22 protein-coding genes are annotated in these 25,233 nt (G+C 76.0%); 5 read left to right on the top strand and 17 right to left on the bottom strand.

Annotation, left to right across the window (positions count from 1 at the left end; genetic code table 11):
• Positions 1–127: 127 nt before the first annotated feature.
• The 3 genes from Q1K26_RS20860 to Q1K26_RS20850 all read right to left on the bottom strand — a co-directional run bounded on the left by Q1K26_RS20860 (position 128) and on the right by Q1K26_RS20850 (position 2,764).
• Complete coding sequence (locus Q1K26_RS20860; RefSeq protein WP_300015585.1) at positions 128–922, bottom strand: PIG-L deacetylase family protein; 795 nt, start codon at positions 920–922, stop codon at positions 128–130.
• 139 nt (positions 923–1,061) lie between these two features.
• Positions 1,062–2,468, bottom strand: a complete 1,407-nt coding sequence (locus Q1K26_RS20855) for an amidohydrolase family protein (protein ID WP_300015719.1) — start codon at positions 2,466–2,468, stop codon at positions 1,062–1,064.
• A 107-nt stretch (positions 2,469–2,575) separates the two neighbouring features.
• Positions 2,576–2,764, bottom strand: coding sequence for a PspC domain-containing protein (locus Q1K26_RS20850; RefSeq protein WP_300015582.1), 189 nt, complete (start codon positions 2,762–2,764; stop codon positions 2,576–2,578).
• 272 nt (positions 2,765–3,036) lie between these two features.
• Between Q1K26_RS20850 and Q1K26_RS20845 the strand changes: the two genes are divergently transcribed.
• Positions 3,037–4,074, top strand: a complete 1,038-nt coding sequence (locus tag Q1K26_RS20845; protein WP_300015579.1) for an SGNH/GDSL hydrolase family protein — start codon at positions 3,037–3,039, stop codon at positions 4,072–4,074.
• A 554-nt stretch (positions 4,075–4,628) separates the two neighbouring features.
• Here the strand turns inward: Q1K26_RS20845 and Q1K26_RS20840 are convergent.
• Positions 4,629–5,756: a Xaa-Pro peptidase family protein gene (locus Q1K26_RS20840; protein ID WP_300015576.1), complete on the bottom strand. Its 1,128-nt coding sequence runs from the start codon at positions 5,754–5,756 to the stop codon at positions 4,629–4,631.
• 51 nt (positions 5,757–5,807) lie between these two features.
• Here Q1K26_RS20840 and Q1K26_RS20835 point away from each other — a divergent pair, with 51 nt between their 5' ends.
• Positions 5,808–6,752 (top strand): 5'-3' exonuclease, encoded by a 945-nt coding sequence (locus tag Q1K26_RS20835; protein WP_300015716.1) that lies wholly within the window; start codon positions 5,808–5,810, stop codon positions 6,750–6,752.
• A gap of 168 nt (positions 6,753–6,920) precedes the next feature.
• Complete coding sequence (locus Q1K26_RS20830; RefSeq protein WP_300015573.1) at positions 6,921–9,299, top strand: Hsp70 family protein; 2,379 nt, start codon at positions 6,921–6,923, stop codon at positions 9,297–9,299.
• Positions 9,300–9,331: 32 nt separating this feature from the next.
• On the opposite strand, the gene Q1K26_RS20825 is transcribed toward Q1K26_RS20830, so the two are convergent.
• The 3 genes from Q1K26_RS20825 to Q1K26_RS20815 are packed head-to-tail and all read right to left on the bottom strand — an operon-like array spanning position 9,332 to position 13,571.
• A complete protein-coding gene (locus Q1K26_RS20825; RefSeq protein ID WP_300015570.1) occupies positions 9,332–11,197 on the bottom strand; it encodes a dynamin family protein in 1,866 nt (621 codons plus the stop codon).
• The gene (locus Q1K26_RS20820; RefSeq protein ID WP_300015567.1) at positions 11,194–13,188 is read right to left on the bottom strand and encodes a dynamin family protein; all 1,995 of its coding nucleotides are present in this window, start codon (positions 13,186–13,188) and stop codon (positions 11,194–11,196) included. Before Q1K26_RS20820 ends, Q1K26_RS20825 begins: the two co-directional genes overlap by 4 nt.
• The gene (locus tag Q1K26_RS20815; RefSeq protein ID WP_300015564.1) at positions 13,185–13,571 is read right to left on the bottom strand and encodes a hypothetical protein; all 387 of its coding nucleotides are present in this window, start codon (positions 13,569–13,571) and stop codon (positions 13,185–13,187) included. Before Q1K26_RS20815 ends, Q1K26_RS20820 begins: the two co-directional genes overlap by 4 nt.
• 95 nt (positions 13,572–13,666) lie before the next feature.
• On the opposite strand from Q1K26_RS20815, the gene Q1K26_RS20810 reads away from it, so the two are divergent.
• Positions 13,667–14,233 (top strand): RNA polymerase sigma factor, encoded by a 567-nt coding sequence (locus Q1K26_RS20810; RefSeq protein ID WP_300015561.1) that lies wholly within the window; start codon positions 13,667–13,669, stop codon positions 14,231–14,233.
• 4 nt (positions 14,234–14,237) lie between these two features.
• Here the strand turns inward: Q1K26_RS20810 and Q1K26_RS20805 are convergent, their stop codons facing one another.
• The 9 genes from Q1K26_RS20805 to Q1K26_RS20765 all read right to left on the bottom strand — a co-directional run bounded on the left by Q1K26_RS20805 (position 14,238) and on the right by Q1K26_RS20765 (position 23,369).
• Positions 14,238–14,606, bottom strand: coding sequence for a hypothetical protein (locus Q1K26_RS20805; RefSeq protein ID WP_300015558.1), 369 nt, complete (start codon positions 14,604–14,606; stop codon positions 14,238–14,240).
• Positions 14,607–14,690: 84 nt separating this feature from the next.
• Positions 14,691–15,890 carry a GNAT family N-acetyltransferase gene (locus Q1K26_RS20800; RefSeq protein WP_300015555.1) on the bottom strand — a complete coding sequence of 400 codons (1,200 nt, stop codon included), beginning with the start codon at positions 15,888–15,890 and terminating at the stop codon, positions 14,691–14,693.
• 40 nt (positions 15,891–15,930) lie between these two features.
• Positions 15,931–16,761: a DUF4333 domain-containing protein gene (locus tag Q1K26_RS20795; protein WP_300015552.1), complete on the bottom strand. Its 831-nt coding sequence runs from the start codon at positions 16,759–16,761 to the stop codon at positions 15,931–15,933.
• A gap of 97 nt (positions 16,762–16,858) precedes the next feature.
• Positions 16,859–19,633, bottom strand: a complete 2,775-nt coding sequence (locus Q1K26_RS20790) for a DEAD/DEAH box helicase (protein WP_300015549.1) — start codon at positions 19,631–19,633, stop codon at positions 16,859–16,861.
• A 106-nt stretch (positions 19,634–19,739) separates the two neighbouring features.
• Positions 19,740–20,753 carry a twin-arginine translocase subunit TatC gene (gene tatC / locus Q1K26_RS20785; protein WP_300015546.1) on the bottom strand — a complete coding sequence of 338 codons (1,014 nt, stop codon included), beginning with the start codon at positions 20,751–20,753 and terminating at the stop codon, positions 19,740–19,742.
• A 9-nt stretch (positions 20,754–20,762) separates the two neighbouring features.
• Positions 20,763–21,089 (bottom strand): Sec-independent protein translocase subunit TatA, encoded by a 327-nt coding sequence (tatA, locus tag Q1K26_RS20780; RefSeq protein WP_300015543.1) that lies wholly within the window; start codon positions 21,087–21,089, stop codon positions 20,763–20,765.
• A 111-nt stretch (positions 21,090–21,200) separates the two neighbouring features.
• On the bottom strand, positions 21,201–21,353 hold the full coding sequence (locus Q1K26_RS20775) for a hypothetical protein (protein WP_300015540.1): 153 nt from the start codon (positions 21,351–21,353) through the stop codon (positions 21,201–21,203).
• A gap of 11 nt (positions 21,354–21,364) precedes the next feature.
• On the bottom strand, positions 21,365–22,333 hold the full coding sequence (locus Q1K26_RS20770) for a YafY family protein (protein WP_300015537.1): 969 nt from the start codon (positions 22,331–22,333) through the stop codon (positions 21,365–21,367).
• A gap of 55 nt (positions 22,334–22,388) precedes the next feature.
• Entirely contained in the window at positions 22,389–23,369 is a 981-nt protein-coding gene (locus Q1K26_RS20765) for a WYL domain-containing protein (RefSeq protein ID WP_300015534.1), read from the bottom strand.
• A 129-nt stretch (positions 23,370–23,498) separates the two neighbouring features.
• Between Q1K26_RS20765 and Q1K26_RS20760 the strand changes: the two genes are divergently transcribed.
• Positions 23,499–23,738, top strand: a complete 240-nt coding sequence (locus Q1K26_RS20760) for a hypothetical protein (RefSeq protein WP_300015531.1) — start codon at positions 23,499–23,501, stop codon at positions 23,736–23,738.
• Between the two features lie 96 nt (positions 23,739–23,834).
• Here Q1K26_RS20760 and pafA read toward each other — a convergent pair whose 3' ends face one another.
• Complete coding sequence (gene pafA, locus Q1K26_RS20755) at positions 23,835–25,196, bottom strand: Pup--protein ligase (RefSeq protein ID WP_300015528.1); 1,362 nt, start codon at positions 25,194–25,196, stop codon at positions 23,835–23,837.
• Positions 25,197–25,233: the final 37 nt, after the last annotated feature.

Raw genomic sequence — 25,233 nt, 5'->3', positions numbered from 1 at the left:
GCCGCCGCAGGACGCGGGCGGCCCCGGCACCGCCTGCAGTGGGGTGGCTTCACTGCAGCCCCGTGGGAGTGAAGCCACCCCACTGCAACTTCGGCGGGAGCTGCGGACGGGCGAGGCCCCGCGGCCGTCAGGTTCGGGGAGCGGCGAGCAGGTGGGCGTTGCCCAGGCGGTCCAGGACGCCCGGCGGGCCGCTGCGGCGGTACCACTCGTAGCCGTACGCCGCCGCGAAGCCGTCGACGGGCACGTCGTCGGGGGCGAGCTGGCTCTCGTGCGCGACGATCGCGGCGCGCTTGACGTCGAGCTGGGCCGCGGTCCCCGTGACGGCCAGGGCGATCTCGACGGTGGCCCGCCCGAACGGGGTGGCCGCGGCCCGGGCGGCGCCGTGCACCAGGTGCCGGTCACGGGCGCTGACGTGCAGGTGCTCCCGGTCGACGGTGGTGCGGTACGCGGTGGCCCCGGTCAGCTCGGCGGCGAGGGCGCCGACGCGGTGCGCGGCGACGTGGTCGGGATGGCCGTAGATGCCCTGCTCGTCGTCGTGGACGATGGTCGCGGCGCCCTCCTCGTCGGCCAGCTCGGCGACGCGCCGGGCCAGCAGCAGCGGATCGGCCCGGGCCAGTGCCCGGGGGTGGGCGGTGCCGGGGCCGCCGGGCAGGCCGGAATCGCGCCCGCCGAGCAACACCAGCCGGGACACCCCCAGCAGCGCGGCGGCCCGCTCCAGCTCGGCGATGCGCCGCTCGGGCACGGTCTCCCCCGGCCGCAGGGGGACGCGGGAGCCGCCCAGCTCACCGGCGGTGGCGAGCACCAGAACGGTGCGCGCGCCCGCGTCGGCGAGGCGGCGCAGGGTGAGGCCGGAGAAGATCGCCTCGTCGTCGGGGTGGGCGTGCAGCACGAGCACGGTGTGCCCGGAGAGATCGGGGGTCATCGGGTTTCGCAGACGTGCGGGCCGCTCGGAGAGCGGGCATGCGGACGGGGCCGGGGGTGTCAGCAGGGGCGACAGCACCCCGGACAGCGCCCGTACGCGGGCCCGGTCCGGTCGATCACAGGGCGAATGGTGCCACAGGTCATCCCGCCGTGGATTGCAGGGTGTCGTGCAACGTCGCGCCGCGCTGCACCGTGCGCAGGCAGCGCTCGCCCTCCCAGACCGCGTAGGACGCAGGGGCCCCGACGACGAGTCGCCCGGCGAGCGGGTCGGCGTCGCCGGCGGCGCGGTGCCCGCCCACGGTGTGCGCGTGGACCGCCTGCGCGCGCGTCAGCCCGGACCCGGGGGTGCGGTGCGCGACCGCGGCGTGGACGGCCGCCCACGGGCCCAGCGGGGTGACCGGGGCGTCGGAGCCCAGCGCGAGCCGCACCCCCGCGGCGTGCAGCGCGGCGAACGGGTTCATCCCGGCGGCGCGGGCGCCCAGCCGCTCGGCGTACATCCCGGCCGGGCCGCCCCAGAGGGCGTCGAACAGCGGTTGGACGCTCGCCGTCACGCCGAGCCGGGCGAGTGCGGCGATCTGGTCGGCGTCGACCAGCTCCAGGTGCTCCACGCGGTGCCGCGCCGCGCGAACCGCCTCCGGCCCGGCGGCCGCCGCCGCCCGCTCCAGACCCTGCACGAACACCTGTGCCGCGGCGTCGCCGATCACGTGGAAGCCCGCCTGCGTGCCGGCCTGCGTGCAGGCGACGACGTGTGCGGCCACCGCGTCGGCGTCGAGATAGCGGTTGCCGGTGCAGCCGGGCGCGTCGGTGTAGGGCGCGGCGAGCGCGGCGGTACGCGAGCCGATCGAGCCGTCGACGAACAGGTCACCGGCGAGGCCGTGCGCGCCGGTGGCGCCGAGCAGCGCGCGGGCGTCGGCGACGGTCGTCACCGCCTCACCCCAGTAGCCGATCACGTCGGGCCCGGGCCGTCGGCGCAGCGCGGCCAGGTCCGCGACCGAGGAGATGTCCGGGCCGGCGCACTCGTGCACGGCGCCGATGCCGTGGGCCGCGGCCGCGGCCAGGAACGTGCGCTGCGCGGCGTCGCGGGTCGTGTCGTCGACGGCGTCCAGGGCCGCGCGGCGCGCGTGGTGGTGCGCGTCGCCCGTCAGCGGGCCGTCCGACCAGCCGGCCGCGCCGGTGACCGCCGGAGCGCGGTCGAGCAGCGCGGTGGACGCGAGCGCGGAGTGCACGTCGATGCGGCTGAGGTACACCGGTGCTCCGGCCGCGGCGCGATCGAGCGCGGCGCGGGTCGGCGGCCCGTCGGGCCAGTCCTGGTCCTGCCAGCCGTGGCCCCACACCAGCGCACCGGGACGGGCGGCGACCCGGGCCGCGACCGCGTCGAGCAGGGCGCGCGGGCCCGGGCAGGCGGTCAGGTCCAGGCCGTCGGCGAGCAGGCCGGTGGCGGTGGCGTGCACGTGCGCGTCGACGAACGCGGGCGTGACGAGCGCCCCGTCGAGGGCCACGACGTGCGGGCCCCGCTCCGGCGCGGCCGGGCCGACGCGGGTGATCACACCGTCGACGATCTCGACGGCGGCGGGCCCGGAGGGGGCACCCGGGTCGAGGACCCGGGCGCCGAGCAGGAGGGTGCGGGACACCCCGCCTGTCTACCCCGCCGGGCTCAGACGCTGCGCTTGGGCATGATGACCCAGAGGACGAGGTAGGCCACGAACTGCGGGCCGGGCAGGATGCAGGACAGCAGGAACGCCAGGCGGACGATGAACGGGCTGAGCCCGAACCGCTCCGCCAGGCCGGCGCAGACGCCGGCGATGACCTTCCCGTGTCGCGGGCGGGTCAGGGTCGATGCCACGAGGGGCTCCTCTCGTGCGACGGGTCTCGTCGCTCGTCTCCGACGGTCCACGATCCGCGTCCCGCCGTCAGTGGGTGAACGTCCGGAGAACACCCCGGAGTTCCCCGGAGTCGATCCCCGGACGCGACCTGTGGACAACCTCGCGCCGACGGGGTGACCGCCGTCGCGCTGGGTGAGCCGGGTGTGCTCCACATGGCGTAACCCGCCGGTCCGTCCACAGCCGTCGGCCGGTGCCCTGGTCAGCCTCGGCCTCCGTGTCTAGCGTCCTTCACGTGATCCGGATCCGTGCCCTCGTCGTGCTCGCCGCCCTCTGCGTGGCCGGGGCGCTGACGGTCGCGCCGGCCGCCGCCGCGGCGCTGCCGACCGCGGTGGTCGTGCTGGGCGACAGCGCGGCGTCGGGCGACGGGGCGGGCGACTACGAGCCCGGCACGCGCGGCGAGGACGGCAACTGGTGCCACCGGTCCGCGCACGCCTACGTCCACCGCACGGCGCTGGCCACGGAGTCGGTCAACCTCGCCTGCTCGGGGGCCGAGGCCGCCGACGTGGGCTTCGGCGACGGCACGCACCACACCGAGGGCTCGCAGGCGCAGCGCCTGGTGGAGGTCGCCCGCAGCCACCGCGTCACCGACGTCGTCGTGCAGGTCGGGGCGAACGACGAGGCCGACCTCACGGGCACCGGGATCGCCTGCATCCGCGCGTTCCTCGACGTCATCGAGCCGCCGTGTCGCGAGACGCTCGGGCCGCTGGTCGCGGAGCGGATGGCCGCGGTCGCGCCGCGGGTCGAGGGGGTCGTCCGCGACGTGCGGGCCGCGATGCGCCTCGCCGGCTACGCCGACGCGGCCTACACCCTCGTGCTTGCCTCGTACGCCTCCCCGGTCACCGAGCTCATGCTGCCGCTGCAGGGGGCCCGCGGGTGTCCCTACAGCCGGGCCGACGCCGGGTGGGGCCGCACCGTCCTGTTCCCGGCCCTCTCCGCCACGCTGCGCGGGGTCGCGGAGCGCACCGGAACCCGGTTTCTCGACATGGTCCGGGCCACCGAGGGCTACGAGGCGTGCACCCGGACGCCGTACACGCAGGAGTGGCAGCGCCGGATCACCGTGGACCCGGAGGCGTTCGTCTACGGCGGCCTCGACGCGGTCGGCTACCACCTCGCGCAGGAGTCGTTCCACCCCACCGCCGCCGCCCACGCGGAGATGGGCCGCTGCGTCGGCGACTTCGTCCGGTCCGGGCTGCCGGCCGCCGCCTGCGTCGCCGGGGCTGACGGGCGGGCCCGGGTCGAGACCGGCGCCGCGGTGCCGACCCCGGCCTGACCGGGCGCCCGACGCGGGCTCGCCCGGACGCGGCCGATTCGCCGATGCCCGCGGAGTTCGGCACTGCGTCCCGAACCGGCGACGTCGCCGCCCGGCGCGATCGCCCCGGGCGGGATACGGGCCGAGACACCGGCCGACACGTGGGCCGGGCCGCGGGCCGGTGACACGCGCCGGGGCACTGGCCGGGGCTTCCCGATGACGGCCGTGGGAGCAGGCGGTGCCCCGCATCGAGCCACGCCAGCCGGGGGTGGGCGGGCGGGGCGGCCGTGATCACCGGCTCGGAACGCCCCGACGCGTCGGACACGCCCGCCCCTACCCGGACGACGATCAAGCAGCGGAGCCACGGCGAGAGCCGCAGACCATGCCGCGGGCACGATGGCGCGTCAGACACCTCCACACCTTCCAGGCCGACGACCATGGCCGGGCCGGCCGTCGGATTCCGCCGGCGACGGCAGGACAGCGGCCGTCAACACGCAGCGAACCTGGCCGACACGCAGCGAAACCGGCCGGACGAGGCCCGACCGAGGCCCGAACGACGCCCGGGCAGGTCCCGATCAGCCGGGCAGCACCACGAGGTCCCGCGGGCGGGTGTTGAGGCGCTCGCAGCCGTCCGCGGTGACCACGACGATGTCCTCGATCCGCGCGCCCCACTCGCCCTCGAGGTAGACCCCGGGCTCCACGCTGAACGCCATGCCCGGCTCCAGGAGGATCGGGTTGCCGCCGACGATGTAGGGCTCCTCGTGGACGTCGAGGCCGATGCCGTGCCCGGTGCGGTGCACGAAGTTCTTCCCCAGCCCGGCCTCGGTGATCGGCTCGCGCGCGGCGGTGTCCACGGACTCGGCCGTGACGCCGGGCCGCACCGCGGCCACCGAGCGCTCCTGCGCGTCCTGCAGCACCGCGTACGCCTCGCGGATCGTGGCGGGCGGCTCGCCGCCCACGGCGTAGGTGCGGGTGGAGTCAGAGTTGTAGCCGCCGGGCAGCGGGCCGCCGATGTCGACCACCACCACGTCGCCGCGCTCGATGACTCGGCCGGACACGTCGTGGTGCGGGCTGGCGCCGTGCGGGCCCGACCCGACCACGACGAACGCGGCCTCGGTGTGCCCCTCGTCCAGGATCGCCGCGGTGATGGCCTCGCCCACCTCGGCCTCGGTGCGCCCGACCATCAGGAACTCCGCCATGCGGGCGTGCACGCGGTCGATGGCGGCCCCGGCCGCGCGCAGCTGCGCGACCTCGCCGGCGTCCTTGCGCATCCGCAGCTCGCGCAGCACCGGGCCGGCCAGCGTCTGGGCCACGTCGGGGAAGACGTCGCGCAGCCCGAACACGTGCGACGCCGGCATCGAGTCGGCGACCGCCATCCGCGTCGGACCGCCCGCGAGGTCGCTGACCAGCCGGTACGGGTCCTCGCCGTCGGTCCAGGTGAGCACCTCGACGCCGAGCTCGGCGAGCGGCAGCGCGGCCAGGCCGGGGGCCTCCAGCTTCGGCACCACGATGGCCGGCGGCGCGAGGTGGCCTGCGGCGGGCAGCACCAGGCAGGTGAGTCGCTCGTGGCTCGCCCCGCCGTACCCCAGCAGGTAGCGCAGGTCGGTGCCCGGGGTGAGCAGCAGGACCTCGACGTCGTGGGAGGCCGCCACCTCCCCGGCGCGTCGGATCCTCTCGGCGAGCGCAGGAACGGCCGGTGTCATGGGCAGCAGGGTATTCCGGCAAGCTCTCACACCGTGCGCGCACCCACGTTGATGCTGCTGGACGCCGCGAGCCTGTACTTCCGGGCCTTCTACGGCGTGCCCGAGTCGATCACCGCGCCCGACGGCACGCCGGTCAACGCCGTCCGCGGCTTCACCGACATGGTGTCGCGGCTGGTCACCGAGCACCGGCCCACCCGCCTGGTGGCCTGTCTCGACCTCGACTGGAGGCCCGCGTTCCGCGTCGACGCGCTGCCGACGTACAAGGCGCACCGCGTGCCCGGGGAGCCCGACACCGCGCCCGCCGGGGTGCCCGAGGAGGTGCCGGACACGCTCGCGCCGCAGGTCCCGATCCTGCTGGAGGTGCTGGCGGCGGCGGGGATCGCCACCGGCGGCGCGGTGGGCTACGAGGCCGACGACGTCATCGGCACGCTCGCGGCGACCGAGACGGCCGACCCGGTGCTGGCCGTGAGCGGCGACCGGGACCTCATGCAGATCGTGTCCGATGCCGAGCACGGCGGGGTGCACGTGCGGCTGCTCTACGTCGGGCGCGGGCTGGCGAAGGCTGAGCTGATGGGCCCGGCCGAGGTGGCCGCGAAGTACACGGTGCCGATCGGGCGGGCGGGTGCGGCGTACGCGGAGATGGCGATGCTGCGCGGCGATCCGTCCGACGGCCTGCCCGGCGTCCCCGGGATCGGCGCGAAGACCGCCGCCACCCTGGTCGGGCGCTTCGAGTCGTGGGCCGCCCTGCGGGCCGCGGTCACCGACCGCACCGATACCCGGCTCTCCGCGCCCGTACGGGCCAAGCTCGCCGCGGCCGAGCCGTACCTGTCGGTGGTGGAGCCGGTGGTGCGGGTGGCCGTCGACGCCGACGTGCGGCTGGACCGCCCCGACGTCCTCCCTGCGGAGCCCGTGGACCCGGAACGGCTCGCCGCGCTCGCCGAGCGCTGGGGCATCGGCGGCTCGGTGGAGCGCCTGCGCGCCGCGATGGCCCGCTGACCCGCCCCCGCCGAGCTGCAGTGGCGTGGCTTCACTCCAGCCCGGTTGCAGTAGAGCCACGCCACTGCGATCGGGCGGGCCACCGGGCGACCTCCCGGGCCGCGGGACGTACCGTGTCGGCACGGATCACGCGCCGCACCCGACGGCGCCCGGGCGTGGGAGCAGCACGTGACGCGGTGGGGCCTCGGGGTCGACCTCGGCACCAGCTTCTCCGCGGGCGCCGCCGCCGTGGACGGTGGGGTGGACCTGCTGGAGGTGGGCGGCGACCGCCGTGTGCCGTCCACCGTCCTGCTCACCGAGGACGGGCGCCTGCTCGCCGGCGCCTACGCCGAGCGCATGGTGGGCCGGCTGCCCGACCGCGCCGAGCGCAACCCCAGGCGCTACGTCGGCCGGGCGCCGATGCTGCTCGGTGGGCAGCCGGTGTCCGCCGTCGACGCACTCGCCGCCGTGCTGGCGCTGTTCGTGCAGGAGGGCAGGCGTCGCCACGACGGCGATCCGGCCCGGATCGTGCTCACCCACCCGGCCGCGTGGACGCCGCCGCAGCGTGACGAGCTGCGCGAGGTGGCCGCGCGGGTGCTTCCCCGGGCGGATGTCGAGCTGGTCGCCGAGCCCGTGGCGGCCGCAGTGCACTACGCGCGCGAGCACCGCGTCGACGGCCCGGTGGCCGTCTACGACCTGGGCGCCGGCAGCGTCGACACGGCGGTGCTGGCCGCCGAGCGGGGCGGGTTCCGGGTCCTCGGGACCCCCGGCGGGGACCCGGACCTGGGCGGTGAGGTCTTCGACCAGCTCGTCTACCGGCACGTCGGCGAGCAGCTCGCGCACTCCGCGCCGCACTGGTGGGCCGAGCTCGCCACGAACCCCGAGCGGGCCTGGCTCGCCGCCGCCGCCGACCTGCTCACCGAGGCGCGGCTGGCGAAGGAGGCGCTGTCCGAGGCCGAGACGACCAGCCGGTACGTGATCGGCGCCGACACCGACGTCCACGTCAGCCGGGCCGAGCTCGACGCCCTCATCGGTGACGACGTGCGCCGCAGCGCCCGCATCCTCGCCGGCACCCTGGCCGACACCGAGCCCGCGGCCGTGTTCCTGACCGGCGGCTCGAGCCGCACGCCGCTGGTGGAGCGGGTGCTGCGTGACGCGCACGGCGACCTGGTCCGCACCCGTCGGGACCCGAAGTCGGCCGTGGCGCTGGGCGCGGCGTGGCGGTCACTGGGGGCGACCACTCCGCCGGTCGCGCCGCGGACCGCGTCTCCGGTCGCCCAGCCGGTCGCCCAGCCGGTCGCCCCGGGCAGGCCCGGCCGCCCGGACCCGGCGCTGCCCCGGACACCACCCGCCCACTCCGCCCCGACTCCGGCCCCGGCCCAGGCGGCTCGGGGCCTGGCGACCCTCGCCGAGGCGGTGCTCGACGCCCGGGTCGCGGCGGGCCGGCTCTACACCTGGTCGGCGCCGGACGGGCCCGGCGGGGCGCACCGCATCGCCCGGGTCGACCCCCGCACGGGCCGGGCGGACCACAAGATCCGGCTCGGCCGGTTGGTCGGCTGGGCGGTGTCCGCGGCGGGGGTCGTCGTCGCCGAGCGCCGCGACGGCGAGCTGCGCTGCCACACCCTGGGCCGGGACCTGTCGGTCGGCGCCACCAGCGTGCTGCCCACCCCGTACCGACCGTTCCTGCTGGCCGACGGGCCGGTCGCGTGGGCGGTGCTACGGTCGCCCGACACCCACCTCGTCGACGGGCAGGCCCCCGGGGAGACCGGCTCGCTCGCCGTCCAGGTGTTCCCGCTCGGGGCGCGGCCGGGGACACCAGCCGGTCCGGTGGTGGCCCTGGGACCGGCCGTCTACCGGTACGCCGACCCCGCGCGCCGCTTCCTCGACCCGGACGGACCGTCCAGCTCGGCGCCTGCGCTGTTCGGCGACGGCCGGTCCTGCGCCGTGATCACCGCGCATCCGCACCGCCAGGCGCTGAGCCTGGTCGGCCCGTCGGGCGAGGTCGTGCAGGTCGCCGAGCAGCAGCCGCAGCCGGGCCGCACCCCGTGGGCGCAGCAGGTGCTCGGCGCCGCCGGGCGCTGGCTGCTGGCCACCAGCGTGGGGCTGGAGAGCTACGCCGACCTGCGCCACGGCACCGACCGGCGCCTGTTCCTGCCCCGGCCACCGGGCGGTGCGGTGCGCTGGGTGGCGGCGGGCCCGCACGCGTTCGGGCTCGCGGTGGACCGGCTCGCCCCGGGCCGGGGGTTCACCCTGCACGTGCTGGTCGACGGGCGCCGCCGCGAGCTGGGCCGCTGGCCCGCCCTGCTGGGCTCCCCCGCGGCGGCCCGCCCCGACGACGCCCCCCGCGTCCGTCCCGACGGTCCGGAGCTGCTCGTCGGGGTCGCGGACGGCACCGGCGGCTCCCACCTGGTCCGCGCCGACCCCGACGCCGCCCGGGTGCTCGCCTCGGCCCCCGGCTGGGTGGAGCCGGTGGGCCGCATCGGGGACACGGTGCTCGGCAGGCACGTCCCCGACGCGCCCCCCGGCGACGGCTGCGCGGACGCCGGGCTCCTCGTCCGCCTGCGGTAGCGGCGGCCGCCGTCCCCCTGGGTCGGCCGGGCCTACGCCGTCGCGCGCATCGCCTCGGCCAGCTCCGCGCCCAGGGTCTGCGCGCGTTCCTGGGCCTCGGTCAGCGCGCGCAGGCTGTCCTCCGCCTTCGCCGCCGACCTGCGGCGTTCCGCCGCGTCCTGCGCGGCGAGACCGGCGAGCTCCCGGCGCCTGGCGTCGAGCTCCTGCTGGCGCACCGCGAACGCCGCGTCCACCGCCTGCTCGGCCCCTCCGCGCCAGGCGGCGACGGCCTGGTCGACGGCGAGCACCATCTCGTTGACCGCCACCGAGAACGCGTCGGTCAGCGCCTTGGTCAGGGCGGCGCGGTTGCGGGCGGCCTCGGCGACGCGGCGGCGGTGGGTGAGCAGCGTGCCCGCCAGCGCCGCGCCGATCGCGACGGGGAGCAGGAACGGCAGGCCGAACGCCAGCCCGACGAACGCGTGCGAGGACAGATAGCCGACGCTGCCGGCCATCATCAGCGCGGGCACGCCCTCGCCGATCACGTCGAACCTCCCGCCGGATCCCGCGGCGTGCAGGTGGCCGGGTGCCCGGGCCGGGGCCTCCATCGCCACCGCGTCGAGTTCGGAGGGATCGACGCCCATCTCGACGAGGTAGCGCGGCAGGGCGTCGGCGACGGTGCGCTCGGTGTCGGCGACGATCTCCTGCCACGCCGCCCCGAGCGTGCGCTCGATGCTGCCCGGCAGCGACTCGGCGTAGCGGGCGACGGCGGCCGGGGTCGCGAGGTCACCGATCTCGCGCTCGTAGGTACGCCGGTAGCCCTCCAGCCGCGCGCGGGCGCGGTTGGAGACGCGCCTGCCCAGCGTCTGGTGGTCGATGCTGCGGCGGCGGCGTTCCCGCCGCAGCCGGGCCAGGGCCTCGATCTCGGCGTCGACGACGGCGCGGCGCACCTCGATCCCCGCCACCTCGGTACCGGCCGCGCGGTCCTGCTCGGGCTCGGCCAGCGCCCGCAACCCGGACACGACCAGGGCCAGCACGCCCCCGGCGCGCACGAGCTCGCGGCGCTCGGCGCACCGCCGGACGTGGCGGCGCAGCGCCGGCAGCCCGCTGCGTTCCAGCCGCGCCTGCGCCCGGTCGGAGTGCCCGGACCTCTCCAGGGCCAGCGCGGCCTCGCCGAGCTTGGCGCTGACCGGCAGCCACGGTGCCTCCGTCAGCCGTGTCGCGACGACGGGGTCGAGGCCCGAGCAGAACCGGGCGAGCCGTTCCCGGTTCTCCCGCAGCAGGTCGCGCCACGACGTGGAGTCCTCCACCTTCGTGAGCACGAACGCGACCGAGGCGATGCGGTCCGCCGCCTCGGCGAGGAACTCCAGCTCGTGGCGCAGGATCGGCTGGTCCTGGGCGCTGACGGCGAACAGCAGCGCGTCCGCGCCGGACAGCGCGCCCATCGTGGCGTGCCGGTGCCCGAGGGTGAGGCTGTCCACCCCCGGGGTGTCGACGAGGCGCAGGCCGTCGAGGAGCGGCTCGTCGAGGCACACCTGCAGGCCGGTGACCTCGCGCAGCACCGCGGGATCGCCGAGCACCGACGCGTAGGCGGGCAGCTGCGTCGGGTCGACGTCGGCCGAGCTGCCGTCGGCCCGGTGCACGGTGACCCGCAGCGCCGGGCCGCGCACCACCGCCACCTGGGTGTGGGTGGCGATGTCGGCGTCGACGGGGAGCAGGTCGGGGTGCCCGACCAGGCAGTTGAGCAGCCGGCTCTTGCCCCGCTTCTGGGCGCCGGCCAGCACCAGCGTGGCGGTGGTGTCCTTCCAGCGGCCGGCCTGCTCGGCCAGCGGCCCGCTGATGTCGGTGCGCCCGGCCGCCCGGGCCAGCCCGTGCACCTCGTTGGCCAGCCGCAGCACGCCGGCGACCGCTCCTGGGTTCATGTCGTCCCTCCGCCGTGCACGATCGACTCGAACACCTCGCAGATCGCCCGCAGCGCGCGCCGCTCGGGCGGCGGGAGCGGCCGGTGCAGCAGCGCGCGGAACCGGCCGGCGAGCTCGGCGGCCCCCGTGACGACCTCGGTGGGGGATGCATCCGGCGCGGCCCCCACGAGCACGGCCGGGCCTGCGGAGGCGAGCAGGGCCGTCACCGCCGCCCGCTCCCGCTCCCCCAGCGCGGTCGAGGCGGCCAGCCGGTCCAGCGTGTCGGGATCCAGGACGGCGGCGGGGCCGGAACCGGTCCGGGCGACGCGGTGCACCCCGGCGCGCTGCCCCACGCCCGGCAGGGGCGGGGGCTCCGCGGGGTCGCCCCGCCGGCCTGCGCCGTCGGGGAGGGCGACATCCGGCGAACCCGCCGCCGCCCCGCCGGCCGCGACGAACGCCGCGGCCGCGATGTCCTCCAGCGCACCCAGGACGTCGCGGGCCCGCTGCCCGCCGACCGTCGGCCCGGCGAGCTGCACCACCCGCCGCCACCGACGCGAGGCCTCCCCCGCCGCCACGACGACGTCGGCCGCGGTGCACGTCGGCGGCAGGCCGAGGCCGGTGGCGGGGTCGTCGTGGCGGGCCAGGCGCATCAGCTCGGCGGTCATGTCCTCGTCCAGGCGCAGCTGCCCCCGCCCGACCGCGGCGCACGCCGCGAGGATCCGCAGTCCCCGCAGGCCGGCCGTGACCGGGCGGCTCTCGTCGACGGCCGCGCGCAGCTCGGCCACCAGCGGGCCGTCGGCCGGATCCACACCCCCGTCCCGTTCGGCCAGCCGGGCGAGCGCCCGGATCCGGCCGACCGCGGCGAACGCCTTGAGCCGCCCGGCGTGGCGGGCGAACCGGTCCAGCACGTCGGCGAGGGTGCGCGTCGGGTCGGGCCCCTCGACCCCGACCTCGTCGGTCCCCAGCTCATAGGCCTGGGTCGCCCCGTCCGGGGCCACGTCGGCGCCGTAGCCGGACCGCCCGGCCAGCCAGCGGTGCAGCTCGACCCGGCCGGTCCCGGGCCGCTCCCGCAGCCGGGCGACGGCCTCCCGGATGCCGTAGCGGTGCAGCCGGGCGACCAGCACGCGCCGGGTCGGCAGGTCGACGGGACCGAAGTCGTCGGTGGTGAACTCGTCGAGGTCGAGCAGCAGGTCGTCGAGCTCCTCGACGGGCAGCGCGGCCAGCTCGCGCAGCGCGGCCAGCTCGGCGGGCCCCAGCCGGCCGGCGCGGGCGGTCTCGGCGAGCAGCCCGATCACCGGGGCGACGTCGAGGACGCGGCCCCCGAGGTCGGCCGACGCCCTCGCGACCAGCCGGCGCGCGGTGGGCCACGGGTCGTCGTCGTCACCGCGGCGGTCGATCTGGGTGAGCACCGCGGCGGTGTTCACGGCGGTCATCCCGCACGCCGCGGACAGCGCCCGGAACTCCTCGAGGGTGTCGGCGTCGAAGCGCTGGACGTAGCGCAGCACGTAGAGCAGCGCCTGCGCGTGCTCGGCGGCGGCGTCGCCGAACAGCAGCCGCCGCGTGGCGTCCTCGTTCTCCGCCGACACGGTGTTGACGCCCGGGGTGTCGATGACGGTGACGGTGCGCAGCGTCGGGTCGTCGAGCTGGACGCGCAGCCGGACGACCTGCTCGGCGGCGACCCCGAGGTCGTCGGGCACCCGCCCGTCGACAAGTGACAGTCGGCGGGCCGAGCCGTCGGCGCACTCGACGTGCACCACCCCGTCCTCGCCGTGCTCGTACCAGGTGACCAGCCGCGTGCACTCCCCCGCGTCGGCGGGTGCCACCGGGCGCCGCAGCAGCGCGTTGATCAGCGTCGACTTCCCCGCGCTGACGGCACCGGCCACGGCCAGCTGCAGCGGGCGGTCGAGCTGGCCCCCGATCGCGACGAGCTCGGCGCGCAGCCGCTCGTCGCGGGCGCGCCCGGCCCCGTCCCGGCACAGGTCGCGCAGTGCCGTGAGCGGATCGGCACTCACCATCCCGACGTGGGGTCGAACGGCTCGTCGGGCGCGGCCGGCTCGACGACCGCGGGCTCCGGGTCGGACGCGCCGGCGGCCGGATCCGACCAGTCGTCGGCGAGGTCCTCGTCGAGGACCGGGTCGCCGTCGGGGACGGGCCCGGCGACGTCGTCGAGCAGGGCCGGGTCGTCGGGCGCCGGGTCGTCGAGCGCCGGGTCGTCGGGCGCCGGGTCGTCGGGCCCGTCGCCGTCACCGTCGAACAGGTCGCCGGGCGGCAGCAGGTGCGCGCCGTCGTCACCGGTCGCCGCGAACGTGCGCTCGAACATCGCGTCCGCATCCGCAGGTGGCCCGACGCCGTCGAACAGCAGCTCGCGCAACTCGTCCCGCGCCCCGTCGGTCATCGAACCGCTCCCTTCGTCCGACATGATGTGGTTAACGATCGCCGGGCGGGCCACGATCCATGACCTGACCGATGTGTGGTGCGAGCAGGAGGACGATGGGCCCGTTCCCGGATCCCGACGACGACCCCGCCGAACCCGCCGACGAGGCCGCGCTGGTCGCCGCCGCCCTCGGCGGCGACGAACAGGCGTTCCGCGCCCTGTGGTCGGGGGCCGAGCGGCAGGCACACGCCCTGTGCCTGCGCCTGACCGGCAACCGCGCCGACGCGGCCGACGCCCTGCAGGAGTGCCAGATCGCGGTCTGGCGCAACCTGCACCGCTTCGAGGGCCGCTGCCCGTTCGGGGCGTGGGTGTTCACGATCGCCCGCAACGCCGCGCTGGGGGTGATCCGGGCCCGCGGCCGCCGCCCGGAGACGGTGCTCGACGAGCTCGACGACCGCCCGCCCGCGTCGGCTGCCACCCCCTTCGCCGACGTCCTCGTGGAGACGATGACGGTGCAGGGTGCCCTGGAGACGCTGCCCCCCAAGCACCGGGAGGCGCTGCTGCTGTGGGTCGGCGGCCTGTCCTACGCACAGGTCGCCGAACTCATGGAGGCCCCGCTCAACAGCGTGAAGGTGTGGATCCATCGGGCCCGCTCCGCCGTGAGGGAACAACTCGGTCGCTGACCTCTCAGGACCGGGCCGCGTCGTCCGGAACGGTGTAGGGCTCCTCGCCGCCGCTCCCGCTGGGGAACGGCCCGCCGTCGGCGGTGACCACCGCGTCGGCCGTGCCGTCGAAGTCGGTGTCGACGAACGCGACGTCGGCCACGCCGTCCCGGTCGGAGTCGACGGCGACGACGTCGGCGTGGCCGTCGCCGTCGGTGTCGACCTCGCCGATGTCGACGAGGCCGTCGCCGTCGATGTCGGTGAGGACCTCGTCGACGTAGCCGTCGCCGTCGGTGTCGGTGACGATGGTCTCGGCGTAGCCGTCGCCGTCGGTGTCGACGAACTCGCTGCTCGGGGCGACGGTGGTGGCTGTGGCGTCGTAGCACTCGGACATCGGAGGCTCCTCGCTCTCGTGGTGGGCTCTCACCGGTACCGATGCCGGGGGCGGGCCGGGGGTTACAGCGGTCGCGGAGAATCGTCAGAAGAACGTGCCGCACCACGGGCGGGTGGCCGTGGCGAACACGGCGTCGGCGCGCGCCACGGCGGCCGGGTCGTGCACGTGCCACCATCCCGTGGCGGCGAGCTGCGACGGGGCGCGGTCGCCCAGGTAGGCCATGGCCAGCGCGGCGACGTCGCACTGCAGCTCCGGTGCTGCGTCGACGGGCTCGGCCCGCCCCTCGCCGATGCGGTAGACGCCCTCGTTCCGCGGCCGCAGCGGGTCGCGGACGGCGATCCGCACCGGCCGGCCCGGGCCCCAGGACCGGGCGGCGAGCGCGGCGGGGACGTCGAGGATCCGCAGCCAGGTCTCGTCGGTCTCGCCGGTGACGCGGCAGTCGCGGGGGTCGGCGAGCAGCAGCTCCAGCGGCTCGTCGACCGGACGCATCCAGCCCTCGACCCGCCCGATCAGGTCGAGGCCGAGCAGGAAGCGCCACAGGCCCGCGGTCGCGTCGACGCCGGCCGCGTGCAGGTCGGTGACCCGCAGCGCGCGGTCGGCGAACCCGCCGTCGGAGCCACCGGGCACGGCGACGGCGTAGCCGTCGTCGCCGCCGGGGCCGGTGTGCACGGCGGCGACGACGTGCTCGTGGCGCCGGACCCGGTTGCCGATCCCCTGGTCCCACAGCTGCTCGTGGCGGGTCATCCCACCGACCCGGTCCAGCGCGATCCGCGCGTGGACGGCGGCCGTCGCGGCCACGATGTCGCCCGCGGGCAGCATCCGGACCGTGCCCCCCGGCGGCGCGCCGTCGCGCAGGCCACCGCGCGTGCCCACCGTGACCTCGCGCGCCCGCGTGGCCACCCCGTACCCGAAGCGGCCGTAGATGCGGGCCTCGCTGGCCCGCAGCGTCGCGATCACCTCACCGCGCACCGCGGCGTCGTCGAACTGGGCACGCATCAACTCCGACAGCACACCGCGGCGGGTGCGGTCGGCCCGCACGCCCACCCGCGACACGGCGGCGGTCGGCAGCGCGGCGCCCGGCACGGCCGTCCGGGCCGGGAAGGACATGGTCGTACCGATGAGCCCGGAGGAGTCGGAGACCCCGAGCGTGCGGCCCGGCAGGTAGCTGTGCCGCCGCCGCTCCCAGCTCTCGTCGTCGAGCGGGTCCAGGTGCAGGGCCGCGGCGAACAGGGTGTGGGCGGCGCGCAGCTCGTCGGGATCGAGCACGCGGACGTGGTGGGTCACCACCGCGATCCTGCCCGGGCGGGGTGCCGCGCGGGCCGGATCAGGCCGGCCTGCTGACGTCGTAGCCACCGTCGTCGCTGGTGACGGTGACGGGCACGGTGGCCGGAACGCCCTCGATCGTGGTCGTGCAGGTGAACGTGGCGCCGGTCCGGACCGTGATCGGCGCGGCCGCGGGGTCGCCGCACACCACCTCACCGACGTCGCTGTACCGGTAGTCCTCGACGAGCACCCGCTGCACCCCGGCCTGGAGCTGCACGCGGTCGAAGACGGTGGTGTAGGCGAACCCGGGGGCGACGAACGCGAGGAGCGCCACCAGCGCCACGGCGGCCAGCACCACCGCGCCGACGACGAGCGGGGTGCGCGAGCGCCGCGGCGGGCCGCTCGGCGGGCCCGGCAGCGGCGGGTAGCCCGGCGGCCCCCACTGGTGCGGAGCTCCCGGGTACGCCGGCTGCGGGCCACCCGGGTACGGCTGCTGCGGCGCCGGAGCCCACCCGCCACTGGGCGGGGGCTGCTGGGCCCACGCCGGGGCCTGCGGGTTCGGACCCCACTGCGGCGGGACACCCCCGGCAGGCGACCCGCCGGTGGGGCCCCAGACGCCCGGGGCCGGGCCGTTCGGGGCCGGGCCGTTCGGCGGCCCCCACGAACCGGGCTGCTCGATACGCGTCACCGACCCGTCGGGTTCGGGTCGCCCGGTCCCGGCGGTGGCACCCCCGGACTCGGCGCGCTGCGGCTCGGCCGGGGCGCCGTCCTCGCTCCACGAGCGCGCCTGCGCGGCGCCGGAGGGCCGTTCGCCCCAGCCCCCCGCGGGCGGGGTGCCCCAGGCGGGCCGGTCGGCCGGGTTGCCGTGCGCGGGGCCCTCGGGCGTCGTCATCGCCGACCTTCCTGCCTTCCGGTGATCACCTCGTGGCGGAGATCCTTCTGCGGGATCCAAGCACAGCGACCCGCCGCGGCGCAGCCGAACCGGCAGATCAGGTGGCCCCGACGGCCACCACGCCACGGCGCACGGCCCGTCCGGCCTGTACGGCGACCCGGCCGACCCCGCCGGACCGGCCCGCGACCCCGGCGATCTGGTCGAGCAGGTCGAGCACCTGCCGGCACCAGCGCACGAAGTCCCCCGCCGACAGCTCGGACCCGTTCTGCTCGGCTGCGGTGAGGACCGCCGACAGCGACTCCCCCCGCGCCCACCGGTGCATCGGCCAGGCGAAGCCCAGGTCGGGCTCCCGGGTCCGGTCGACGCGGTGGCGGCGCTCGTCGGCGTCGAGCTCGGCCCAGACCCGGACGGTCGCCGCGAGCGCCTCGCTCACCGGCCCGGACGGCACCCGCGGCACCGGCCCGTTGTCCCGGCGCGTCTCGTACACCAGCGCGGAGACGACGGCCGCCAGCTCCGCGGCCTCCAGGCCGTCCCACACGCCGTGGCGCAGGCACTCGGCGGTGAGCAGGTCCGACTCGCCCCAGATCCGGGCCAGCCGCGCGCCGTGCTCGGTGATCTCCTCGCCGTCGACGTAGCCGCGCTCGGACAGCAGCCCGCGGATGCGGTCGAAGGCCCGGGCCAGCGAATGCGTGGTGGCCTGCCGCTTCTGGCGCAGCTGCTCGGTCTCGCGCTCCAGCCGCCCGGCCCGCTCCGCCCAGCGGGCGTGCACCTCGCGGTCGTCGCAGCCGTGACAGGGATGGGCGCGCAGGGCCCGGCGCAACGCCGCCAGGTCGCCGTCGTCGGCGTCGGCCCGGCCGCGCCGCCGCGGGGCGGGCGGCGCGACGATCCCGGTGTTGCGCAACGACGACGCGAGGTCGCGGCGCACCCGCGGGGCGCGGTGGTCGACCCGCTTGGGCAGTCGCATCCGGCCCAGCGGCTCGACGGGAGCGGTGAAGTCGGCGGGCGAGAGGCGTCCGGCCCAGCGGTCCTCGCTGAGCACGAGCGGGCGCGGATCGCCGTCGGGGTCCACCCCGGGATCGAGGACGACCGCGAGGCCGGCGCGGCGCCCGGTGGGCACCGCGATGACGTCACCGGTCCGCAGGGTGCGCAGGGAGGCAGCGGCGGCGTCGCGGCTCTGGGCCACGCCCAGGCGCGACAGTGCCTTCTCCCGGTCCGACACCTGCCGGCGCAGACCCATGTACTCGGCGAAGTCGCCGAGGTGGCAGCGCATCGACTCCTCGTACCCGGCCAGCGCCTCGGCGTTGCGCTCGATGCGTCGCGAGATGCCGACGACCGAGCGGTCGGCCTGGAACTGCCCCAGCGACTGCTCCAGCAGGTCGCGCGCCGCGTCGACGCCCAGCCTGCCCACCAGGTTGACGGCCATGTTGTAGCCGGGCCGGAACGAGCTGCGCAGCGGGTAGGTCCGGGTCGACGCCAGCCCGGCGACCTGCACGGGGTCGGTGCCCGGCTGCCACACGACCACCGCGTGGCCCTCGACGTCGATGCCGCGGCGCCCGGCGCGCCCGGTGAGCTGCGTGTACTCGCCCGGGGTGAGCTCGGCGTGGCTCTCGCCGTTGAACTTGACCAGCCGCTCCAGGACGACCGTGCGGGCGGGCATGTTGATGCCCAGCGCGAGCGTCTCCGTGGCGAACACCGCGCGCACCAGCCCGCGGACGAACAGCTCCTCCACCGTCTCCTTGAACGCAGGCAGCATGCCGGCGTGGTGCGCGGCGATCCCCCGCTCCAGTGCCTCGCGCCACTCCCAGTAACCCAGCACGGCGAGATCGGCCTGGGGCAGCTCCGAGGTGTGCTTCTCGACGATGCGCCGGATCTCCTCGACGTCGTCCTCGCTGGTCAGGCGCAGGCCCGAGCGCAGGCACTGGCCGACCGCGGCGTCGCAGCCGGCCCGGCTGAACACGAACGTGATCGCGGGGAGCAGCCCGTCGCGGTCGAGCCGGTCGATGACGGTGGTGCGGCTGGGCGGCCGGAACCGGTTGGCCGAACGCGCGTTGCCGCCCCCGCCGTGGCCGTTCCCCGCCCGCCCCCGGCCGCGACCGCGGTCCCACACGGCGCTCTGGCGGTCCAGGTCGCGGGTGTACCGCACGAGATCGGGATCGACCTGCAGCTCCCCGGCCTCGTCCTCCCCCGCGAACAGGTCCATCAACCGGCTGCCGACCATCATGTGCTGCCACAGCGGCACCGGGCGCACCTCGTCGACGACGACGGTGGTGTCGCCGCGCACGGTGACCAGCCAGTCGCCGAACTCCTCGGCGTTGCTGACGGTGGCCGAGAGGCTGACCAGCGCCACGTGCTCGGGGAGCTGGAGGATGACCTCCTCCCACACCGCGCCGCGGAACCGGTCGGCGAGGTAGTGCACCTCGTCCATCACGACGTAGGCCAGGTGCTCCAGCGCCCCGCTCCCGGCGTAGATCATGTTGCGGAGCACCTCGGTGGTCATGACGACCACCTGCGCGCCGCTGTTGATCACGGTGTCGCCGGTGAGCAGGCCGACGGCGTCCGGGCCGTGCCGGGCCACCAGATCGGCGTACTTCTGGTTGGACAGCGCCTTGATCGGCGTCGTGTAGAAGCACTTCTGCCCCCGCGCGAGGGCCAGGTGGACGGCGAACTCGCCCACCACGGTCTTCCCGGCCCCGGTCGGGGCGCAGACGAGCACCCCGTGCCCGTCCTCCAGCGCGGAGCACGCGCTGAGCTGGAACCCGTCCAGCTCGAAGGGAAGACCCGAGACGAACTCCGTCAGGTTCGGACGTGCGGCCCGGCTCCGGGCGGCGGCGTAGGCCTCCGCGGGAGCAGGCGTGCTGCTGGCCACCCCCACACACTGGCACACCGGCGCCCTCGGTGCTCGGGCACCCGTTCGCGCGTCACTGCCCGCGGGCCCGGGACGGCCGATCAGGGCGCCGGACCGGGCGGCCCGGCGGCCCTCAGGTGACGTCGTCCAGACCCCGACCGGACGAGCGCTGGGACACCGGCGCATCGGCGGGCGACGAGGTGGCCGCGGGCTGCTCCACCGGTTCCGGGCTCGGGTCGATCGCACTCGGGCTCGTGTCGATGGGGCTCGGCGTGGTGTCGATCGGCGACGGCGCGTCGGGGTCCCAGTCGTCCCAGCCCTCGGCGGCACGCTTCTTCGCCCGGCGACGGTCGTTGATCCGGGCGACCTGGATGGCCATCTCGAACAGCACCACCAGGCCCAGGGCCAGTGCCACCATCGAGATCGGGTCCTGGCCCGGCGTGGCGATCGCGGCGAACACGAACAGACCGAAGATCAGGCCGCGGCGGGACGAGTGCAGCTTCTCGTAGGTGATCACGCCGGCGAAGTTGAGCATGACCACCAGCAGCGGGATCTCGAAGCTGACCCCGAAGATCAGCAGCAGCCCGATGATGAAGGAGAAGTAGTAGTCGCCGCTCAGGGCGGTGGTCTGGACCTCGTCACCGATGGTCAGCAGGAAGTACAGGCCCTGGCTCACGACCAGGTAGGCGAGGACCGCACCGGCGACGAACAGCACGGCGGCCACCGTCACGAAGCTGACCGCGTAGCGCCGCTCCTTGGCCAGGAGCCCCGGGGTGATGAAGCCCCACAGCTGGTAGAGCCAGACCGGGCAGGCGAGCACGATCCCGGCCGTCATCGCGACCTTGAGCCGCAGGGCGAACTGGTCGAACGGCCCGGTGGCCAGGAGGGTGCAGGAACCGTCGACGGTGAACTGCCCCCGCGAGGTGGCCGGGATGCCGCAGTAGGGCTCCTTGAGCAGGTCACCCAGGCTCGGGGCCCCGAAGAAGTCGACCTCGTACCAGATGAAGCCGAAGACCGTGGTGATGGCGATCGCGACGAGTGCGATCGTCAGCCGCGACCGGAGCTCGTAGAGGTGCTCGACGAGCGACATGGTCCCGTCGGGACTCTTCGCCCTCCGGGCGGCCCGACGCAGGGAGAACCTGGCCACCGGAGGACGTTACTGGGCGGAGCCGTTGTGGGCCTGCCCCGGGGTGGGGGCGGGCTCTGGCTGCGCAGCCGGGGGCGCGGGCTGCGTGGCGGACGGCGCGGGCTGCGCGGGCGGCAGCGGGGCGGGCGGCGGGGTGGCCGGCTCGTCCTTCTGGGCCCCGGGCGTCTGGGCACCGTCCTTCTGGGCACCGTCGTCCTTCATGCCCTTCATCTCGCCCTTGAACACCCGGGCCGACTGGCCGATGGAGCGGGCCATGTCCGGCAGTCGCTTGGCGCCGAAGAGCAGCACCAGGATGCCGATGAGGATCACGAATTCCCAGCCGCCGAGGCTCGGCATGGTTCGTCCTTCCGCCGTGGTCAATACACCGGGTAGCCTACTCGGTCCTCTCCGGCACGATCCGTCCGGACGGCCTTCTCCCCCACCGTCCGCGCTCTGACCAGGCCGGGTTCATCCGCGGCGCCACCGCACCGCGGGAAGCGCCGCGGTGCCGTCGGCCAGGTCGGACCGCAGCCGCGCCGCGGCCCGCGAGAACCGGCGCAGCCGGGGCCGCACCGCCAGCAGCACCGCGAGCAGCGCCACGACCCCGAGACCGACCGTCACGTACGCCACCATCATCGACGGCTCCCGTCCTCGCCGGCCGCGGCCAGCGCCTCGCGTGCCCGGCGACCGACGGCGTCGGCCAGCTCCGGGGGTTCCAGCACCCGCGCCGAGCCCCCGAGACCGAGCACGAGGCGGACGAGCCAGTCGGGGTCGGCGTAGCGCAGCCGCACCCGCACCCGGCCCGTCTCGACCTCGACCGCCTCCTCGACGGGGTAGTACTCCGACACCCACAGGGCACCGGCCTCGAGCAGCAGCACCGCGGAGGGGTGCTCGGCGCGGGCCCGGAACGCCCCGGCAGACACGTCGGCGGGCTCGGCGTCGGGCGGCGCCGCGGCGGGCTCGTCGAGCACCTCCACGTCCTCGACGCGGTCGAGGCGGAACAGCCGGACCCCACCGGCTCGGCGGCACCACGCCTCCAGGTAGCCGCGGCCCTCCACGATGAGCAGCCGCATCGGGTCCACCGTGCGCTGCGACACCGCGTCGCGCCCGGCGGTGTAGTAGACGATCCGCAGCGCGCGACCCGCCTCCAGCGCGCGCCGGACGGCCGCGGTGGTGGCCTCCTCCTCGCGGGTCAGCTCGACGGTGACGCCCGCGGGCCCGGCGACCCCGACCGCCTGCTCGATCTTGGCGGTGGCCCGCCGCACGGCACCGGTGTCGACGACGCCGGGCTGCTCCCCCAGCGTCCGCAGGGCGACCAGCAGCGCCGTGGCCTCCGCGGTGGTGAGCCGCAGCGGCCTGCGCATGCCGGCGTCCTCGGTGACGGTGACGGTGTCGCCGGCGAACGACAGGTCCACGAGGTCGCCGGGCCCGTAGCCGGGCAGCCCGCACATCCACAACAGCTCCAGGTCGCGGCGCAGCTGCCGTTCGGTGACGCCGAAGTCCTCGGCCACCTCCGCGACGAGCACCCCGGGCCGCGCGAGCAGGTAGGGCACCAGCGACAGCAGCCGCGGCAGCCGTTCCCCCACGCCCTCGTGGGTCACGGTCGCGCCCCGTCGGGGCCCGGCGGGACCGCGCCCGGGGCGGGCGACCTCCCGGTCACGGCGCCGCCACCAGGCCGGCGGCCGCGGCCCAGGTGGCCCGGACCCGCTCCGCGAGATCGGGCGGGTCGAGCACGGCGATGTCGGGGCCGTGGCCGGCCAGCCAGCGGGCGACCATCGCCGGATCGCGCAGCTCGACCTCCAGCTCGTCACCGGGACGGTCCCGGTGCCGCAGCGGGCCGACCACGCGACCCAGCCGGCGCAGCCCCTGCGCCCGCCCGGTCGCCACCCACACCTTCGCGACACCGATGACGGGCGGCAGGTCCGTGCTGCGCCGCACCATCGCGGTCAGGTCGAGGCCGTCGGGCACCACGACCGCGCCGGGCCGCCCCACGGCCGCGACCGGCCCCACCACCCGCGAGATCCGGAACTGGCGGACGTCGTCGCGGTCGCGGTCGTGCCCGACGAGATACCAGCGCCCACGCCACGACACCACCCCCCACGGTTCGACGTGGCGCCGCGAGACCTCCCCGCCCGGTCCGCCCCTGCGGTAGTCGAAGGCGACGGCCCGCCGGGCGTGCACGGCGGCGAGCAGCGGCGCGAACGCCGGGTCGGCCGCGCGGACCCGCGGCTGGATGCGCCCGGAGTCCTCGTCCACCTCCACGCCGGCCGCGCGCAGCTTCACCAGCGCGCCGTGCGCGGCCCCGGCCAGCTCGGGCGAGTCCCACAGCCGGGCGGCCAGCGCGACGGCCGCCGCCTCGTCGGGTTCGAGGTCGATCTCGCCCAGCTCGTAGTCCTGGCGGGCGATGCGGTAGCCGTCGGTGGTGTCGAACGACGAGATCCGGCCGGTCTCCAGCGGCACCCCGAGCTCGCGCAGCTCCGCCTTGTCGCGCTCGAACGTCCGGAAGAACGCGTCGTCGCCGGGCGCGTCGGCGTAGCCGGGGACGATCGCGCGGATCCGCTCGGCGGTGAGGAACTGGCGCGTGGACAGCAGGCAGAGCACCAGGTTCACCAGCCGCTCGGCCCGCGAGGAGGACACGTCCGGCATCGTAGGCCCGTGCCCGTGCCGCCCGTGGCCGACCGCCGGAATCCGTCGCGGCGTCTCATCCTGCGACACCGCTGGCGCGGTCCCTTGACCGCGGCAGCACGGCAGCGGAAGCTCCCGCCCATGACCAACGCCGAGCCCGAGACGTTCAACCCGTGGACGGTCGTGAACCTCGTGTTCAACCACCTCGCGGAAGCCGGCCTGCACCCCGTGCTCGGCGAGGCGGGCGATCCGGCGGAACCGGCCACCGCACTGCTGCGCTCGTTCGGGATCGAGCCCGGACGCAACGACGAGACCGTCGCCTCCGCGACGGTGCAGAGCGAGCTCAGCCAGATCCGGGAGCGGTTCCTCGGCGAGGCCTGATCCCCGTCGCCCGCCGCAGCCGCGCATCTTCCCGTCATCCGCGCACGTCCGGACGTGCGCGGATGACCTGTTGGTGCGCGGCTGCGGCGACGCGAGCTACAGCGACGCGATCAGCCGGTCGACCCGCTCGTCGACCGACCGGAACGGGTCCTTGCACAGCACGGTGCGCTGGGCCTGGTCGTTGAGCTTGAGGTGCACCCAGTCGACGGTGAAGTCCCGCCCGGCGGCCTGGGCCGCGGCGATGAAGTCCCCGCGCAGCTTGGCCCGGGTGGACTGCGGCGGCGTGTCCTTGGCGGCCTCGATCTCGCCGTCGTCGGTGACCCGCTCGACCATGCCCTTGCGCTGCAGCAGGTCGAACAGCCCGCGCCCGCGTCGGATGTCGTGGTAGGCGAGGTCCAGCTGGGCCACCCGCGCGCTGGCCATGTCCAGGTCGTTGCGCAGCCGGTAGCGCTCGATGAGCCGGTTCTTGATGGCCCAGTCGATCTCCCGGTCGATCAGTGAGAGGTTCTGGCTCTCGACGGCGTCGAGCGTGCGTCCCCACAGCTCCACGACGCGCGTCATCGCCGCGTCCTCGCTGCCGCGGGTGGCGAGGTGCTCGACGGCCCGGGCGTGGTACTCGCGCTGGATGTCCAGCGCGCTGGCCTCGCGCCCCCCGGCCAGGCGCACCGTGCGCCGCCCGGTCAGGTCGTGGCTGATCTCGCGGATGGCGCGGATCGGGTTGTCCAGGGTGAAGTCGCGGAACTGGACCCCGGCCTCGATCATCTCCAGGACGAGGGTGGCCGCACCGACCTTGAGCATCGTGGTGGTCTCGGACATGTTCGAGTCGCCCACGATCACGTGCAGGCGGCGGTAGCGCTCGGCGTCGGCATGGGGCTCGTCGCGGGTGTTGATGATCGGCCGCGAGCGCGTCGTGGCCGACGACACGCCCTCCCAGATGTGCTCGGCACGCTGGGAGAGGCAGTACACCGCCCCCCGGGGGGTCTGCAGCACCTTGCCCGCGCCGCAGATCAGCTGGCGGGTGACCAGGAACGGCAGCAGGACGTCGGCGATGCGGGAGAACTCCCCGGCCCGGGCGACGAGATAGTTCTCGTGGCAGCCGTAGGAGTTGCCCGCGGAGTCGGTGTTGTTCTTGAACAGGTAGATGTCGCCGCCGATGCCCTCGTCGACGAGCCGTCGCTCGGCGTCGACGAGCAGGTCCTCGAGGATCCGCTCCCCCGCCTTGTCGTGGCTGACCAGCTGCGCGAGCGAGTCGCACTCCGCGGTGGCGTACTCGGGGTGGGAGCCGACATCGAGGTAGAGCCGCGCGCCGTTGCGCAGGAAGACGTTCGACGAGCGCCCCCACGACACGACGCGGCGGAACAGGTAGCGCGCCACCTCGTCCGGGGAGAGACGTCGCTGGCCGTGGAAGGTGCAGGTGACCCCGAACTCGGTCTCGACACCGTAGATCCGCCGCTGCATCCACCCAGCCTAGGCGTACCGGCGCCGGATCGAACAT

It is taken from the genome of Pseudonocardia sp., from assembly GCF_029263155.1.
Classification (GTDB): domain Bacteria; phylum Actinomycetota; class Actinomycetes; order Mycobacteriales; family Pseudonocardiaceae; genus Pseudonocardia.
This window is presented reverse-complemented; position numbering and strand designations above follow the sequence as displayed.

Coding starts and splice junctions, on each gene's coding strand:
- tatA (WP_300015543.1), bottom strand. CDS start 21,089: ATGCCGAGCCTCGGCGGCTGGGAATTCGTGATCCTCATCGGCATCCTG.
- Q1K26_RS20860 (WP_300015585.1), bottom strand. CDS start 922: ATGACCCCCGATCTCTCCGGGCACACCGTGCTCGTGCTGCACGCCCAC.
- Q1K26_RS20810 (WP_300015561.1), top strand. CDS start 13,667: ATGGGCCCGTTCCCGGATCCCGACGACGACCCCGCCGAACCCGCCGAC.
- pafA (WP_300015528.1), bottom strand. CDS start 25,196: ATGCAGCGGCGGATCTACGGTGTCGAGACCGAGTTCGGGGTCACCTGC.
- Q1K26_RS20760 (WP_300015531.1), top strand. CDS start 23,499: ATGACCAACGCCGAGCCCGAGACGTTCAACCCGTGGACGGTCGTGAAC.
- Q1K26_RS20795 (WP_300015552.1), bottom strand. CDS start 16,761: ATGACGACGCCCGAGGGCCCCGCGCACGGCAACCCGGCCGACCGGCCC.
- Q1K26_RS20825 (WP_300015570.1), bottom strand. CDS start 11,197: ATGAACCCAGGAGCGGTCGCCGGCGTGCTGCGGCTGGCCAACGAGGTG.
- Q1K26_RS20815 (WP_300015564.1), bottom strand. CDS start 13,571: ATGACCGACGGGGCGCGGGACGAGTTGCGCGAGCTGCTGTTCGACGGC.
- Q1K26_RS20835 (WP_300015716.1), top strand. CDS start 5,808: ATGCTGCTGGACGCCGCGAGCCTGTACTTCCGGGCCTTCTACGGCGTG.
- Q1K26_RS20805 (WP_300015558.1), bottom strand. CDS start 14,606: ATGTCCGAGTGCTACGACGCCACAGCCACCACCGTCGCCCCGAGCAGC.
- Q1K26_RS20840 (WP_300015576.1), bottom strand. CDS start 5,756: ATGACACCGGCCGTTCCTGCGCTCGCCGAGAGGATCCGACGCGCCGGG.